Genomic DNA, 13,101 nt, shown 5'->3' with positions numbered 1-13,101 from the left:
GCAGTTATTCGCTTCACATAATTTCACCTATGCGTTCCCAACACATGTAGCGGAGCGCGCTACCCTGAAGTGCGACTCTTGTTAGAAAACAACATGTTATCTAATGGGAGATCATGCCATGGGCGCCGTTTACACGCAACTATCCCTTCAGGAACGTCGCAAAATAGAGGACTGGTGGCACGCCAAGGTCCCTGTCGCCGAGATGGCGCGGGTTCTGAAGCGTCACAAATCGACGATCTTTCGCGAGCTAAAACGCAATTTCTGGGATGATGATGCGTTTCCCAAAAAGTACGCAGGCTACTTCGGTCATGCTGCACATCAACAGACGCAGAAACGCCGCTCGGTTCAGCGCAAACTAATCCGTCATCCTGATCTGTGTAAGTCTGTGGTCACGCGCATCAAAGACGGCTGGACACCGGAGCAGATCGGCAATCGGATGATCTACGAAGGTGCAAAGCTGCGTGTTTGCCAGGAAACGATCTACCGATACATCTATTCTAAGGAAGGCATGGCCCAGGAACCCTGGTGGTACCTTCCAGAGCATCGGAAGTCTCGCAGGCCGCGTCGCGCCAGAAAGCGCCGGGCCCCAAAGTTCGATCGTGATGTGAGCATCCTGTTTCGCCCAGACGATGTCGCGCACCGCCGTCAGTTCGGCCATTGGGAGGCTGACCTTGTGCTGTTTAAGCAGCGTTTTGGGCAATCAAATGTGACCTCACTGGTCGAGCGCGTGAGCCGGTTCACGGTGCTGCTGAAGAACCCGAACAAGCGCACGAAACCGGTGATGGGAAAGATCATGAAGGCCGTCCGCGACTTGCCCCACCTGGCGCGCAAATCGATCACTTTTGATCGCGGCACTGAGTTCGTCAGCTGGCCACATCTTCAGGCCGAGATCGGAACGCAAACCTGGTTTTGCGACCCCTCTTCACCTTGGCAGAAAGGCACCGTCGAGAACACCAATCGAAGGGTGCGAAGATGGCTACCTCGCAAGCGCGACATCACGGCGGTCTCAGATCATGAATTGAAAATGATCTGCGACCGCCTCAACGCAACGCCAAGGAAATGCCTCGGGTGGAAGACACCGGCAGAGGTCTTCCGGGAAAAGATGCTGGAGGAAATGCGATGAGGTCCCTACCCTGACTACCGACTGGAGTCGCAGTTCAGGTATCGCTCACACACCTAAACTGTCCCATTGGCGCTCACGTCAGACACCCCGGAGAATCGGTCGGGACACTGCTTTGGATCAGTACAGTATAGAGCACTTCCTGCGATAAGTACGGATGCATCTAAACCTCACATTCCCCCGTTCACGATGCCAAGGAAGGAAACCTGGGTGTCCACGGCGAGCGAACATGCAGGCCAGTCCGCCCTATCGATCTGCGAGGCGCTCCTGCTTGCGATAAACGATCACGGGCTGCTGCAGGAGCACGAGGTCGTGGGGATTCTCTGTGACGCAGCTGCGACCTATGAAAACGCCGTCGGCACCGAACTCGAAATGGAAATGCATCAGCATGTGGCAGACCTGATCACCTCAATCATCGCCGGCGGGAACTCGGTTCGACGCTCGTGAACCACTGCGGCGGTAGTCTCGAACCGAAACCTCGACAAGGAACAGTTCTTTGGAACTCACTCCCCTCCACGACCAGGCCCTTGTTCGTCGCATCGAAGGCGACGAAAGGACTAGCGGCGGGCTTATCATTCCGGACACCGCAAAGGAAACACCTCAAGAAGGCGAAGTCGTCTCCGTTGGCGCCGGCGGAAGACGCGAGGACGGTGAGCGCATCCCGATGGACGTGAAAACCGGCGACCGGATCCTGTTTGGAAAATGGTCCGGGGCAGAGATCAAACTCGACGACGAAGACCTTCTGATCATGAAGGAGAGCGAAATTCTCGGCGTGATCGCCTGAGTCCGTAATCCATCACTGCAACCTCAGTCTCAGGAGCCCACAACATGTTCGCTAAGGAAATTCGCTTCAGTACCGACGCCCGCGACCGTATGCTGAAAGGCATCAACACGCTGGCGGATGCCGTCAAGATTACCCTTGGTCCCAAGGGCCGAAACGTCATTCTCGACAAATCCTACGGCGCTCCGCGCATCACCAAGGACGGCGTCACCGTCGCCAAGGAAATCGAGCTTTCGGATCATTTCGAAAACATGGGCGCACAAATGGTGAAGGAGGTGGCGTCCCGCACCAACGACGAGGCCGGCGACGGCACCACAACCGCGACCGTTCTGGCCCAAGCCATCGTCAAGGAAGGCATGAAGGCCGTCGCCGCCGGCATGAACCCGATGGATCTGAAGCGCGGCATCGACAGGGCGGTGGCTGCGGTCGTTGCCGAGATCAAGACCATGTCCAGACCGGTCGCTGACAGCGACGAGATCGCCAAGGTTGGGGCCATTTCGGCCAATGGAGAAGTCGAGATCGGTCGGCAGATCGCCGAAGCGATGGCCAAGGTCGGAAAAGAAGGCGTGATCACCGTCGAGGAAAACAGGGGGCTGGAAACCGAGACCGATGTGGTCGAGGGCATGCAGTTCGACCGCGGCTATCTGAGCCCCTACTTCATCACGAATACGCTGAAGATGGTCGTGGAGCTGGAAGACTGCGCCATCCTGCTTCATGAAAAGAAGCTGACCTCCCTTGCATCCATGGTGCCTCTGCTGGAGGCGGTCATCCAGGCCGACAAGCAGCTTCTGATCGTCGCCGACGACATCGAGGGCGAGGCATTGGCCACCCTGGTCGTCAACAAGCTGCGCGGCGGACTGAAGGTCGCGGCCGTCAAGGCGCCGGGCTTCGGGGATCGCCGAAAGGCGATGCTCGAGGATCTGGCGGTCCTGACGGGTGGACAACTCATCTCGGCCGAACTCGGGACGAAGCTGGAAACAGTGACGCTGGACATGCTCGGCTCCGCTAAGAAAATCGATCTCACCAAGGATCATACCACGGTCATCGATGGTGCGGGCGACAAGGCCGGGATCGCCTCGCGCATCACGCAGATCCGCAGCCAGATCGAGAACACCACCTCGGACTACGACAAGGAAAAGTTGCAGGAACGTCTGGCCAAACTGTCGGGAGGCGTTGCCATCATCCGGGTTGGGGGTGCCACCGAGATCGAAGTCAAGGAGTGCAAGGACAGGGTGGACGACGCCCTCAACGCGACGCGCGCGGCGGTGCAGGAAGGCGTCGTTCCCGGTGGCGGGGCAGCATTGGTCCACGCAGGCAAGATTCTGGCCGGCTTGAAAGGCGACAATCCCGATCAGGATGCCGGCATCAAGATCATCCGCCGCGCGATCCACGCGCCGCTACGCCAGATTGCGGAAAACGCAGGGGTCGACGGGTCGATCGTCGCGGGCAAGGTCATCGAGAACGCCAGCACGACCTTCGGTTTCGACGCTCAGTTGGAGAAGTATGGCGACATGCAGCAGGCGGGTATCATCGACCCGACCAAAGTCATGCGGATCGCATTGGAGGACGCTGCGTCGATAGCGGGCCTTTTGATCACGACGGAGGTGATGGTAGCAAACAAGCCGGAAAGGCCCGGCGGAATGTCCGAAATGGATCCCATGAGCGGCATGATGTAAACCGGTTCAATGCTTCTATCCAGCTACGTTCGACAGAAATTCGGCCGGCAAGAAACGTCTGTATCCGTCTGATCATTTGAAATCACCCAACAAACATGACATTGGAGGAAATCAGATGTCCAAAGACAACAAGAAACGCGGAAATCTTGAAGTGAAGAAACCGAAAAAAGTAAAGGAGCAGGTCCTGGCAACGGCCGATTTCGCCAAGGGAAAGACGCCGCTCAATATCGGGGACAAACGGAAGTAACCTCTGATCTTTGGCGTGCAAAACAGCCAAGTTCAATCGTTTGCTGCTTCAGGCTCGCAAACAGCACGACGCGGAGCGAGAACGCGGTACCCGCCGCCATACTCACCGAATCTGCACCCGATTGAATTGGCCTTCTCCAAACTCAAAGCTCACCTGCGCCGGATCGGGGCAAGGTCTTTCACATCCGTCTTCCAAGCCGTCGGAGAAATCTGTGAAATGTACTGCCTGCAAGAATGTTGGAACTACTTTCAGGCTGCCGGATGTGTCGCAGGTTAATCTGGAAGTGCTTTAATTCCCTCACTGGGTGATGTGCGATCACTTCGCGGCGGCCTGTGGATATCCAGACATTAGGGGCACAAAATTCTGAGGTTCCGCCTCGAATACGTCTGCGCCCAGAAATTAAGGGCAGCGTGAAAGCCGGCCACGTCTGAGAATATCAATGGAAAGCCGGACCGTGGACCCAAGTCGTCAGTGAATATTTGTTACCCTTGGTTACCTCAGCCACGCGGTGCGGAACAAAGCTTGGAAATAGCACTGCGTCGCCTTGCGCTGCGCCTGCGACTTCGAACTGTCCTGTGGCGTTCAATTCGAGGTACCCGCCGGAATGACTTGATGGATCACTGAGCTGCGCGACAAGCGTCAACTTGCGCTTGGCAGCGAAAGTGCCAGCACCAATGTCGATGTGCCAGTCGAAATGCCCCAACTGACCGGCATCGTAAAAGGCGACTTGAACGCGCTCGGCAAACTCGGTGAGGTCAAATTGAAAATGCTGCCGATTGGCAGCGAGTACGGTGTCTGTCATCCGCGCAAAAACCCAACCGGCTTCACCTTCCTCATCGAGCCAGGCAATTTGAGCGGACCGGATACTCTGGTTTTGTGGTCCACGGACCAGCCTGGCCTCGTGTAGGCCCTGTGCCTTGGCCATGCCGACGATTTCCTCGCACTCACGGTGCGAAAACATCTCCGACCATTTCAGCGGTGTCAGCATCGGTGCACCCATACACAAAGGAATATTCCCGGTCACGGTTAGCTGCAACGCGCCAACTCTTCCCACGGTACGCCGACTTGGTGGTCGAATTCAGGCGCTGCAATTGCGCCACGCATCTGCCGCCTTTTTTTGAGGCGGTCCATGCGGGAAAGATGAGGCAGCGCGTCAGTATGTTCTTCTGAAGGATAACTGTAGAATGCAAACTATAGGAACATTGCCCTCGTCTTCAGTGTAACCAATGGTCAATTTTGAGTGCAATCCAATTTCTCAAACCACTGTCGCGCAAAATGAAAGTAAGCGGTTCAGGCCGTCTTCTACTAGGTTGTGCTAGTATTCTTTGGCGAATGTAGACCAATTTGGGAGGAATTTGTGCTCAGTTTTAAATCAATGTTTGCAATTACAGTGATAGGCTTGGGCTGTGTTCCCGTTGCGCTTGCAGCTCAGATTGTGCGTGACGATGACGACCCAGAAACTTCCCATCAACCTACTTACGAGCCTCGAAACCTTGAAACAATTAGTGGGTTCTTCGCGCCAGATGCCTTCTTTGCCGAGACCGGCCCAGTAAGCATTGTATGCGCGATTCCTGTAGAGGTTTTGGTCTATGTCGCGGAAGACGAAGTAGCGACAACTGAATGGAAAGCCAGTCCAGTAGTTATTGCCAAGAAAGCCTTAACGGTCCCAGAGTCCACGCTTACAGCAATCCCTGCACTGAATGGATGGGCCTTGGCCTACGGCGAGTTCAACCGAAAATTTCAATGGGTTGATCCAACAGATGAAAATTACGGGTTTGGTTCTGTGAATGTTTTTGTGGACAAAATTGAAAAAACCGGTCCGGAAACAGTTGCCCATCTAAGGTCAGTACTCACGCTGAGCGATGACAGGTGGGGCAATGCCTGGAGTGGCAGGATACAATTTACCCTTCTTTGCTTGGGTGTCGCGCCGCCAAGAACTCCTGTACTTGGCTCCGATATCATTCCAACCCTACCGGCAAACGGCACAGAATAAGCTACGTGGTGCGACATTCGTAACACCGTGTCACAAACGCGTTCTACGATTGGAGACAGGCAAAAAAGCATCGCGTGAAGGAGTGTCATGAAGTCTGTGTATCTGACCCGGTCCAAGCGGGTTTCAGATATTGTCACGCATTGAAGCGCTCCTCGAACATGATAGCGAACTGGTTGCGCGCGGCAAACCACTCGCGGACATTCCTGACACCTTTCTCGAAGTTCCGGAGGCCAGATAGATCAACTTGGTTGCGGCTTCCTCAGTCGGGAATGAGCCACGCGTTTTGATGGTTTTTCGGATCACCGGGTTGAGGCCCTCGATGGCGTTTGTCGTATAGATGATTTTGCGGATTGCCGGATCGAAGGCTAAGAACGGGATCACTTCGGCCCATGCCCGCCGCCAGGCAGGGGCGATGGAGGCGTATTTTCCGGCCCCTTTTTCCTCGAACCCATCCAGTTCCGCGGCGGCGTGATCTGCCGTAGCGGCCCCGTAAATCCGGCGCAAATCAGCAGCCACCAATTCCCTGTCTTTCCAAGCACAGAAGTTCAGGGAATGGCACACCAGATGGACGATACATATGTGGACGGCCTCCTTCTTGCACGATATTGAACAGCGACATGATCCCATCGCTTGCGATCATAGTTCCGGCCTCTGATTGCAGCCGCGCATGACCGCGGGCCAAGATGGTTTCCGTAACGTGAGTTCCAAACAAGTCTGCGGCCTTTTGAGAGCCTTGCATCGTACGAATTTTCTCGCGTCTTGGATCGATCGATCACACTAACTGTTCGTTTCCTGCAAGTTCGGACTCAGCCTTTCGCGGTTGCGCCATTTGCGCATTCCCTAAATGGCAGATCTTTATGCTGCACGACCATGCGCTAATAGCGCAGCATTGGCGTCGAACTGGTCGCCGGTGACCATCATCAGTGCGCCGATCGGCTCAACGCCTGGAATCTGCGTCCAACGGCAGCTGCACTCGTCCGTGCGATGCCAAGCCATCAGTCGCGCCTCGACTTTTTCGATTTCGTTCTGCAACTGGGCATACTCGCGGTCGTGAAGCGCGAACAACTCACGAGCCGGTATTGCCAAATTGTTCTCGCCCTCTTTTTGCGATAGGCGGCAGCAAGAGAGACCGGCCTGCGCCGCGCGATAAATGGCACCTCGACAAAGACGTTATTTCGATCCGCGGCGTAAAGCACTGGCTTTGGCGGACCATCGAAGCGGACGGCAACGTTTTGGACATTCTTGTGCAACCCAGGCAAAATGCCAGAGCGGCAAAGCGATTTCTGAACCGGCTGATTGCGCAGTTACATCAAGCCGGTAATGGCCTTGGCTCCAGACGCGGACCATCTGACGCACAAAGGCCCCAACAACACCATCGAAGTGTTGCAGGGGTCGACCCGAAAACAGGAAAAGATTGCCGGGCGTTTCAAGTCGCCCCGACACGCGCAGAGGTTTCTGTCCGCCCATGGTCAAATCAACCTGATCTTTTGCCCCCGTCGCCAAAAACTTTCCGCCGCCAACTACCGCCAAGCCAGAGCCGACGCCTTCAGCTTGTGGGCAGACTACACTACGGAAATGGCCTTCTGAGCAAACGGCAAAACGGTTTACACGGACATCAATCTACAAGTTGGCAATACCACCAAAAGTGCGTCTATTCGCTGTAAAGCTTTTTTGACGAACGTAATCTTGTTTTTCCGACATGGGAATTTAAGCTACTGCCGAACCCGATAGCCGGAAGCAATGATCCGGTTAATCAGAACAGCGGCGGCCTGGTGCATATCCTTTTCATCGTTATTGCCGACCGCTGCTTCGTGGGCAGCGGCTGCGTCACGCAAAACTCCCACAATCTCATGTTCGGGGAGGAGCTCACGATCGTTCATTGCAAGCAAAAGCGCTTCACAAATTGAGAGTGCGGCCATTCCTGAGTAGTCTTGCTGTTCGGCCATGGTAGACGTCCTTTTTTTATCAGGCGTCCAAGCAAGGAAGCGCCACGATGAATTGCACCATACTGGCATAGATTTCTGTATACTTAACTGATCGAAAGCAGTCTTCGCGTGGGATAGTTTCGCGGACGGCTCATTGATGAAGGAAGAATGTTTGCTCGCTATCAAGAACAGTCCGCTCACCCGAAAGCTCTCAAACTTCGTCGCGCTGTCTGAGGTTGAACTTGCGGTTTTAGCGCGTCTGCACAAGCGTCGCAAAACCTTTGTAACGGGACGTGATCTTGTGTATCAGGGGCAATCAGAGCAGGCTGCCTACATTCTGGTCTCGGGCTGGGTTTGTTCCTACAAAACCCAGACTGACGGGTCTCGTCAGATCGTCGATTTCCAAGTACCGGGTGACTTTCTGGGCTTGCGGAGCGTTCTGCTGCACACCTCGGATCACAGCATAGAACCAATCATGGAAATCCAAGCCATTGAGGTAGTAGTGGATGATCTCCTGGAAGCATTCGCGCAAACACCCCGGCTGGCGACAGCAATTCTTTGGGCGGTATCTCGAGATGAAGCGATGGTGGTTGAGCACCTGGTCAACATAGGACGGCGAGATGCGGGTGAGCGCATGGCGCATTTTCTGTTGGAACTTGGTGTGAGGCTGACTCAGGTCGGGATCGGCAGCAAGATGGGATACGCCTGCCCACTGACACAATACCACCTCGCCGATACGCTAGGACTGAGTGCCGTGCATGTTAATCGTGTCCTACGGCAACTGCGGGAGAAGGGGCTGGTTACATTTCAATCCGGGCAAGTGGTATTTGATGATTATGACGGACTGGTGACGTTGGCCGGTTTTGACCCCACTTATCTGGATCAGGCCGGGCCACTGTTGAAGCAATAGGTTCACCCCTCCGGCGATGTCCAGATTTTGATGATGGTTGCCTGGTTAGAGACGCTATTCGCTTCGGCAGAATTGGGATTTCACTGAAAAAGAAGCGCAAGATAAATACAGTCCGATTGCGGTACTGGATTTCCTGCGCTTCTTAAATACTCGTTAAGAACACGCCAGCAAATATCCCGCCAACACACATCACGTTGCCGGAATCCAAACATCGTTGCACTGACGCAGGTTAGTCAATTTTTGGCAGTACCTGATCCTCGGGCACCAAATGCATTTGAGATTCCAAAAAAATCTCAGGTCATTGGCCGCCGACTAACATCGATCAGCGCGCGTCTGCCATTTGCACATTATCCTAATTTGCAACGCCAGTACTTCCGCGGCGCTTACGAGCGTATTCCGCAGCAGACTGCGCGGGGAAGATCCAACAAACTATATGGAGGACCAAGGTGAGCACGAGATCGTCCAGTTCTTTGGTGACGTTTTTAAATCCGTTCTCTTTGTCCGGCTACCCGGATGAACTTCCTGCAGGTGAGTATGTAGTGGTTGTTGAAGAAGAACTACTACTGGGTCTGAGTTTCGAAGCATATCGCAGAACCGGAACCTACCTGACGGTTCAGAGCAAAGGCAGCAAGCCAGGCCGCACAGAAATGCGCCCCGTAGACCAAAAAGATCTCGAACTGGCACTTAAGCACGACCAGACCTTGGCCACATCTAACAATGACAGCGATGCGGCGCTTTCCCCGCAGGAGGAATAGATTATGAACACGCCCGAATGGCTCAAACCCGGAATCTACGGTGCCCTGATCGGAGGGATTTTCGTCGGCGTTGTTGGATTTTCTTGGGGTGGATGGATGACGGGCAGTAACGCGGACAAGATGGCCAACGCCATGTCCCGCGACAATGTAATCGCTGCGTTGGTTCCGATCTGCGTCGACATGGCTAGAACTGACTCCCAACGCGCCGAAAAAATAACGACGATCAAAGAAGCTTCGTCTTTCAAGCGGAAGGATGCCGTTATGGCAGCCGGCTGGGCAACGGTACCGGGATCTCAAACTCCTAATAAAGATCTAGCACAGGCCTGTATCGAAGGGCTGAACCTGGATGGATCGTAACTCAATCACTCAACATTCGGACAACGCCGTTTGCACCAGGACAAATCGAAAAAATCAGCACTGGTTTTACTCTCACTTTATGACGGCGCTGTTTGTTGGCGTTTTCAGCTGCTTGGCGGGCTCCTTTATCTCATCAAATCCCGCATCGGCCGAAACAAATTCGGTCCCGGATAATGCGCATCCCAAAAAATATGGCGACGGTTGGGAATGCGATTTGTCCTATCGGTTGGAAGGCGAAGAATGCGTTGCCATTGTCGTGCCGGGAAATGCCTACCCCACAAACAGAACATACGGCTCAGGGTGGGCATGTATGCACGGCTTTGTTGAAGTTGGCGGCACCTCATGCACTGAAGTGATTGTGCCTGAAGGTGGATATCTCGATCCATCAGGTGAGAGGTGGCGGTGCCTGCGTGGATACACAAGAGTAGACGATAGCTGCCAGAAAATCGTGGTGCCGGATAATGCTTACCTGACGAATAGCACTTATGGATCTGCATGGCGTTGCAACCGTGGCTACGAAAAAAACGGAGAAGCATGCGTGGCAGTAGCGGTGCCGGAAAACGCTTTTCTGAACGCATCAACCAGCGGGCGTCCCTGGACGTGCGAGCGTGGGTATTTTGAGCGCGACGGACGGTGCGATGCCGTCTTTGTGCCTGAAAATGCTTTCTACGATGACGCGATCCATGGAGTTGGATGGAAATGCGAACGTGGCTACGAGGCGTCCGGTGATCGCTGCAATGCAATCGAGCTACCGGCAAATGCCCATATCGACCGATCCGGCAATGGGTGGCAATGCCACAAAAACTATCATCGATCAGAAGGGCTGTGTGTTCTGAACCAGTGAGAATTCAGACAGAAAGCCCACTTTCCCAAACTTCACAATTTTTGCCCGTCCTTACCAAGGACGCGCGTTTCACACTCTAAAAAGGAACAAATATGAAACCCGTACCCATTGCGTCGGATGCCAAGCAGTTCATTGCCAGCGATGCGCAAAAGCTGGCGCCTGAACAAGCAGTTTTTCCAGAGCTTCACCGCAAGACACTCGTGACAGATACACCGACTGCAATTGTGTATTGCGAAGGAAACTTCGCGAAGATCGATGGCAAGACGGCTAATGGTCTCGTTCGACATTCACAGGCCTATCGCGTTCTTTCGGTGATCGACAGCACGTATGGCGGTTGTGACAGTGGCAAAGTGCTTGATAATATCGCAAATCAGGTTCCCATCTTCGATGATCTTGATGCCGCCGTCGCTAATGAAGCTACGATCCCCGACACTTTTATTTACGGAATGGCGCCGGCCAGCGGCAGAATGTCCCTTGAGGATCGCGAAGTTGTTGTGGATGCGATAACGCTCGGAATGAACATCGTCAGTGGGCTGCATGAATTTCTTAGCGATGACAAGGAGCTCGCCGGATTTGCCAAAATTCACGATGTCACGATACGCGACATTCGCAAGCCGCGGCCAAATCCCGACCTGCGCCTGTTAGATGGCAGTATTGGAGACGTCCAGGCGATCCGCATCGCGGTGTTCGGCACCGATTGTGCAATTGGAAAGCGTACGACCGCGACAATCCTGACAAACGCACTTAACACGCATGGGATCAAAACAGTTTTAGTTGGCACCGGCCAGACAGGTTTGATGCAGGGCGCCAAGTATGGTGTCGCGATGGATTCGGTGCCGCCGCAATTTTGTTGTGGTGAGCTTGAGCGCGCTGTTGTTGCTGCTTCTGAAGGTGAGCACCCCGATGTCATAGTGATCGAGGGCCAGGGCGCGCTCAGCCATCCAGCCTTTTGTACATCAGCCTTTATTCTGCGAGGCAGTCAGCCACATGCAGTTATTCTTCAACACGCGCCTAAGCGACAACGTCGATGCGACTTCCCAAACATGACTATGCCCGATCCTTGCGATGAAATCACCCTGATCGAGGCGTTTGCGAACACAGAGGTAATTGGCATGACGATCAACCATGAAGGTATGAATGAAGTTGAGATTTCAAAGGCCATCACAGATTATAACTGCAAATTGTACCTCCCGGTTACTGACGCATTGAACGGTCCTACATCAAACTTGGTGAACATGGTTCTTTCTGCCTTTCCGCGCTTGCAGCCTGTACCTGTAACGTCGATTGAATGAACAAGCTGCGTATCGACGTTGATCTAGATAAAATTCGGTACAACACACGGTTCCTGGTCGACCACCTTAGACCCCGCGGAATTACGGTGACAGGCGTGACAAAAGCCGTGTGCGGTCATCCGGAGATTGCGAATGCTATGCTTGAAGGTGGCGCGACAGGGCTGGCGGACGCGCGGATCAGCAATATCATGCGTATGCGCAATGCTGGAATCTCGTGTTCCATATCCTTGATCCGAACACCCATGCTGAGCCAGGTCGCGCAAGTCGTTGATAACTGCGATGTCAGCTTCAACACAGAGATGGACGTTATCGCCAGCCTGGCCATCGAGGCGCTGGGAAAGAACATTACTCACAATATTATCCTGATGGTGGAAATGGGGGATATGCGGGAAGGAATCCTGTCTGAACACCTTGAAAGCACTGTGTCTCAAATTCTTAGAATGGAAGGGATTTCTTTGAAGGGGATTGGCGCAAATTTTGCCTGTCTGGGTCATGTTGCACCATCTGCAGGAGCAATGGAATTGCTTTCGTCGTTTGCCGTAGACACCGAACTTGCAAGTGGACCCGCTCTGGAAACGGTATCAGGCGGCGGCTCTGCCAGTTTGCCATGGGCGCTTGGCAAGGGGGCGCCCGGAAAGATCAACAACCTGCGTCTGGGTGAGGCCATCCTGCTGGGTACCGATCCCGTGTCGGGGTACGCGATCAACGGGCTTTACACCGATGTTTTCACGCTTTGGGCGGAAGTGATCGAAACGAAAGCCAAATCAAACCCAAATCCCGTGCAAATGAATTACCCTATACCTTCAATGCAGTGTGTGACTTTAGACAGTCCTTCGAATACTCGGTCGATCCTTGCCATTGGACTTCAGGACACCGATGCGGCGGGTCTTGTATTTCCTGCTGGCGTCACGTTCATCGGAGCTACCAGTGATCATATCGTTGTTGAAACCACCGATTGTCCGGCTCGCGCTGGTGGCGAGATGAAGCTGAGAATGAAGTATAGCGCGCTTTCGCGTAGCATGGCAGCACCTGATGTTGCAAAGGTCTTCCGTGGTGCTAGCGCATTGGCAGAATGCACCGCTGCGAACAATGATCGCCCATATTCGAAGTGAAGGTAGCGCACCAAGATCGTCGCCGATTAAACCCAAACTTCAGTCTACCGTCTTATTCTACAGGTTTACGTAGTAAATTGGGCCACCAA

14 protein-coding genes and 4 pseudogenes are annotated in these 13,101 nt (G+C 53.9%); 14 read left to right on the top strand and 4 right to left on the bottom strand.

Annotation, left to right across the window (positions count from 1 at the left end):
* The first annotated feature begins 118 nt into the window (after positions 1–118).
* The 6 genes and pseudogenes from ACR0AO_RS22875 to ACR0AO_RS22850 form a co-directional block, all read left to right on the top strand.
* Complete coding sequence (locus ACR0AO_RS22875) at positions 119–1,123, top strand: IS30 family transposase (RefSeq protein ID WP_480608817.1); 1,005 nt, start codon at positions 119–121, stop codon at positions 1,121–1,123.
* A 207-nt stretch (positions 1,124–1,330) separates the two neighbouring features.
* The gene (locus ACR0AO_RS22870) at positions 1,331–1,567 is read left to right on the top strand and encodes a hypothetical protein (RefSeq protein WP_480608815.1); all 237 of its coding nucleotides are present in this window, start codon (positions 1,331–1,333) and stop codon (positions 1,565–1,567) included.
* 49 nt (positions 1,568–1,616) lie between these two features.
* Positions 1,617–1,904: a co-chaperone GroES gene (locus ACR0AO_RS22865; protein ID WP_480608813.1), complete on the top strand. Its 288-nt coding sequence runs from the start codon at positions 1,617–1,619 to the stop codon at positions 1,902–1,904.
* 44 nt (positions 1,905–1,948) lie between these two features.
* Positions 1,949–3,577, top strand: coding sequence for a chaperonin GroEL (gene groL, locus ACR0AO_RS22860; RefSeq protein ID WP_480608811.1), 1,629 nt, complete (start codon positions 1,949–1,951; stop codon positions 3,575–3,577).
* Between the two features lie 115 nt (positions 3,578–3,692).
* Positions 3,693–3,824: a hypothetical protein gene (locus ACR0AO_RS22855; protein WP_480608809.1), complete on the top strand. Its 132-nt coding sequence runs from the start codon at positions 3,693–3,695 to the stop codon at positions 3,822–3,824.
* Positions 3,825–3,896: 72 nt separating this feature from the next.
* Positions 3,897–4,100, top strand: a pseudogene (locus ACR0AO_RS22850) (IS630 family transposase); the annotation flags it as partial.
* A 160-nt stretch (positions 4,101–4,260) separates the two neighbouring features.
* Here ACR0AO_RS22850 and ACR0AO_RS22845 read toward each other — a convergent pair.
* Entirely contained in the window at positions 4,261–4,812 is a 552-nt protein-coding gene (locus ACR0AO_RS22845) for a 2OG-Fe(II) oxygenase (RefSeq protein ID WP_480608808.1), read from the bottom strand.
* A gap of 369 nt (positions 4,813–5,181) precedes the next feature.
* Between ACR0AO_RS22845 and ACR0AO_RS22840 the strand changes: the two genes are divergently transcribed.
* Positions 5,182–5,817: a hypothetical protein gene (locus ACR0AO_RS22840; RefSeq protein ID WP_480608806.1), complete on the top strand. Its 636-nt coding sequence runs from the start codon at positions 5,182–5,184 to the stop codon at positions 5,815–5,817.
* Positions 5,818–5,950: 133 nt separating this feature from the next.
* Here ACR0AO_RS22840 and ACR0AO_RS22835 read toward each other — a convergent pair.
* Both ACR0AO_RS22835 and ACR0AO_RS22830 read right to left on the bottom strand, forming a co-directional pair.
* Positions 5,951–6,402, bottom strand: a pseudogene (locus tag ACR0AO_RS22835) (transposase); the annotation flags it as partial.
* Between the two features lie 327 nt (positions 6,403–6,729).
* A pseudogene (locus ACR0AO_RS22830) lies at positions 6,730–6,891 on the bottom strand (IS110 family transposase); the annotation flags it as partial.
* A 47-nt stretch (positions 6,892–6,938) separates the two neighbouring features.
* On the opposite strand from ACR0AO_RS22830, the pseudogene ACR0AO_RS22825 reads away from it, so the two are divergent.
* Positions 6,939–7,404 (top strand): annotated as a pseudogene (locus tag ACR0AO_RS22825) (DDE-type integrase/transposase/recombinase); the annotation flags it as partial.
* A gap of 125 nt (positions 7,405–7,529) precedes the next feature.
* Here the strand turns inward: ACR0AO_RS22825 and ACR0AO_RS22820 are convergent.
* The gene (locus ACR0AO_RS22820; protein ID WP_480608805.1) at positions 7,530–7,763 is read right to left on the bottom strand and encodes a hypothetical protein; all 234 of its coding nucleotides are present in this window, start codon (positions 7,761–7,763) and stop codon (positions 7,530–7,532) included.
* A gap of 136 nt (positions 7,764–7,899) precedes the next feature.
* On the opposite strand from ACR0AO_RS22820, the gene ACR0AO_RS22815 reads away from it, so the two are divergent.
* From ACR0AO_RS22815 to ACR0AO_RS22790, 6 genes are all read left to right on the top strand, one after another.
* Entirely contained in the window at positions 7,900–8,652 is a 753-nt protein-coding gene (locus tag ACR0AO_RS22815; protein WP_480608829.1) for a Crp/Fnr family transcriptional regulator, read from the top strand.
* A 446-nt stretch (positions 8,653–9,098) separates the two neighbouring features.
* The gene (locus ACR0AO_RS22810) at positions 9,099–9,407 is read left to right on the top strand and encodes a hypothetical protein (protein ID WP_480608804.1); all 309 of its coding nucleotides are present in this window, start codon (positions 9,099–9,101) and stop codon (positions 9,405–9,407) included.
* 3 nt (positions 9,408–9,410) lie between these two features.
* Positions 9,411–9,764: a hypothetical protein gene (locus tag ACR0AO_RS22805; protein ID WP_480608803.1), complete on the top strand. Its 354-nt coding sequence runs from the start codon at positions 9,411–9,413 to the stop codon at positions 9,762–9,764.
* Positions 9,754–10,608 (top strand): hypothetical protein, encoded by an 855-nt coding sequence (locus ACR0AO_RS22800; RefSeq protein WP_480608801.1) that lies wholly within the window; start codon positions 9,754–9,756, stop codon positions 10,606–10,608. The genes ACR0AO_RS22805 and ACR0AO_RS22800 overlap by 11 nt, the downstream gene beginning before the upstream one ends.
* A 92-nt stretch (positions 10,609–10,700) precedes the next feature.
* Positions 10,701–11,900 (top strand): N-acetyltransferase DgcN family protein, encoded by a 1,200-nt coding sequence (locus ACR0AO_RS22795; RefSeq protein ID WP_480608799.1) that lies wholly within the window; start codon positions 10,701–10,703, stop codon positions 11,898–11,900.
* Positions 11,897–13,012 carry an alanine/ornithine racemase family PLP-dependent enzyme gene (locus tag ACR0AO_RS22790; RefSeq protein WP_480608798.1) on the top strand — a complete coding sequence of 372 codons (1,116 nt, stop codon included), beginning with the start codon at positions 11,897–11,899 and terminating at the stop codon, positions 13,010–13,012. Before ACR0AO_RS22795 ends, ACR0AO_RS22790 begins: the two co-directional genes overlap by 4 nt.
* Positions 13,013–13,101: the final 89 nt, after the last annotated feature.

It is taken from the genome of Ruegeria sp. AF8 (assembly GCF_056541825.1).
This window is presented reverse-complemented; position numbering and strand designations above follow the sequence as displayed.

Bases quoted from the DNA above. Each gene is read 5' to 3' on its own strand.
- ACR0AO_RS22790 (WP_480608798.1), top strand. From the start codon at position 11,897: ATGAACAAGCTGCGTATCGACGTTGATCTAGATAAAATTCGGTACAAC.
- ACR0AO_RS22815 (WP_480608829.1), top strand. From the start codon at position 7,900: ATGAAGGAAGAATGTTTGCTCGCTATCAAGAACAGTCCGCTCACCCGA.
- ACR0AO_RS22845 (WP_480608808.1), bottom strand. From the start codon at position 4,812: ATGCTGACACCGCTGAAATGGTCGGAGATGTTTTCGCACCGTGAGTGC.
- ACR0AO_RS22795 (WP_480608799.1), top strand. From the start codon at position 10,701: ATGAAACCCGTACCCATTGCGTCGGATGCCAAGCAGTTCATTGCCAGC.
- ACR0AO_RS22875 (WP_480608817.1), top strand. From the start codon at position 119: ATGGGCGCCGTTTACACGCAACTATCCCTTCAGGAACGTCGCAAAATA.
- ACR0AO_RS22800 (WP_480608801.1), top strand. From the start codon at position 9,754: ATGGATCGTAACTCAATCACTCAACATTCGGACAACGCCGTTTGCACC.
- groL (WP_480608811.1), top strand. From the start codon at position 1,949: ATGTTCGCTAAGGAAATTCGCTTCAGTACCGACGCCCGCGACCGTATG.
- ACR0AO_RS22805 (WP_480608803.1), top strand. From the start codon at position 9,411: ATGAACACGCCCGAATGGCTCAAACCCGGAATCTACGGTGCCCTGATC.
- ACR0AO_RS22855 (WP_480608809.1), top strand. From the start codon at position 3,693: ATGTCCAAAGACAACAAGAAACGCGGAAATCTTGAAGTGAAGAAACCG.
- ACR0AO_RS22820 (WP_480608805.1), bottom strand. From the start codon at position 7,763: ATGGCCGAACAGCAAGACTACTCAGGAATGGCCGCACTCTCAATTTGT.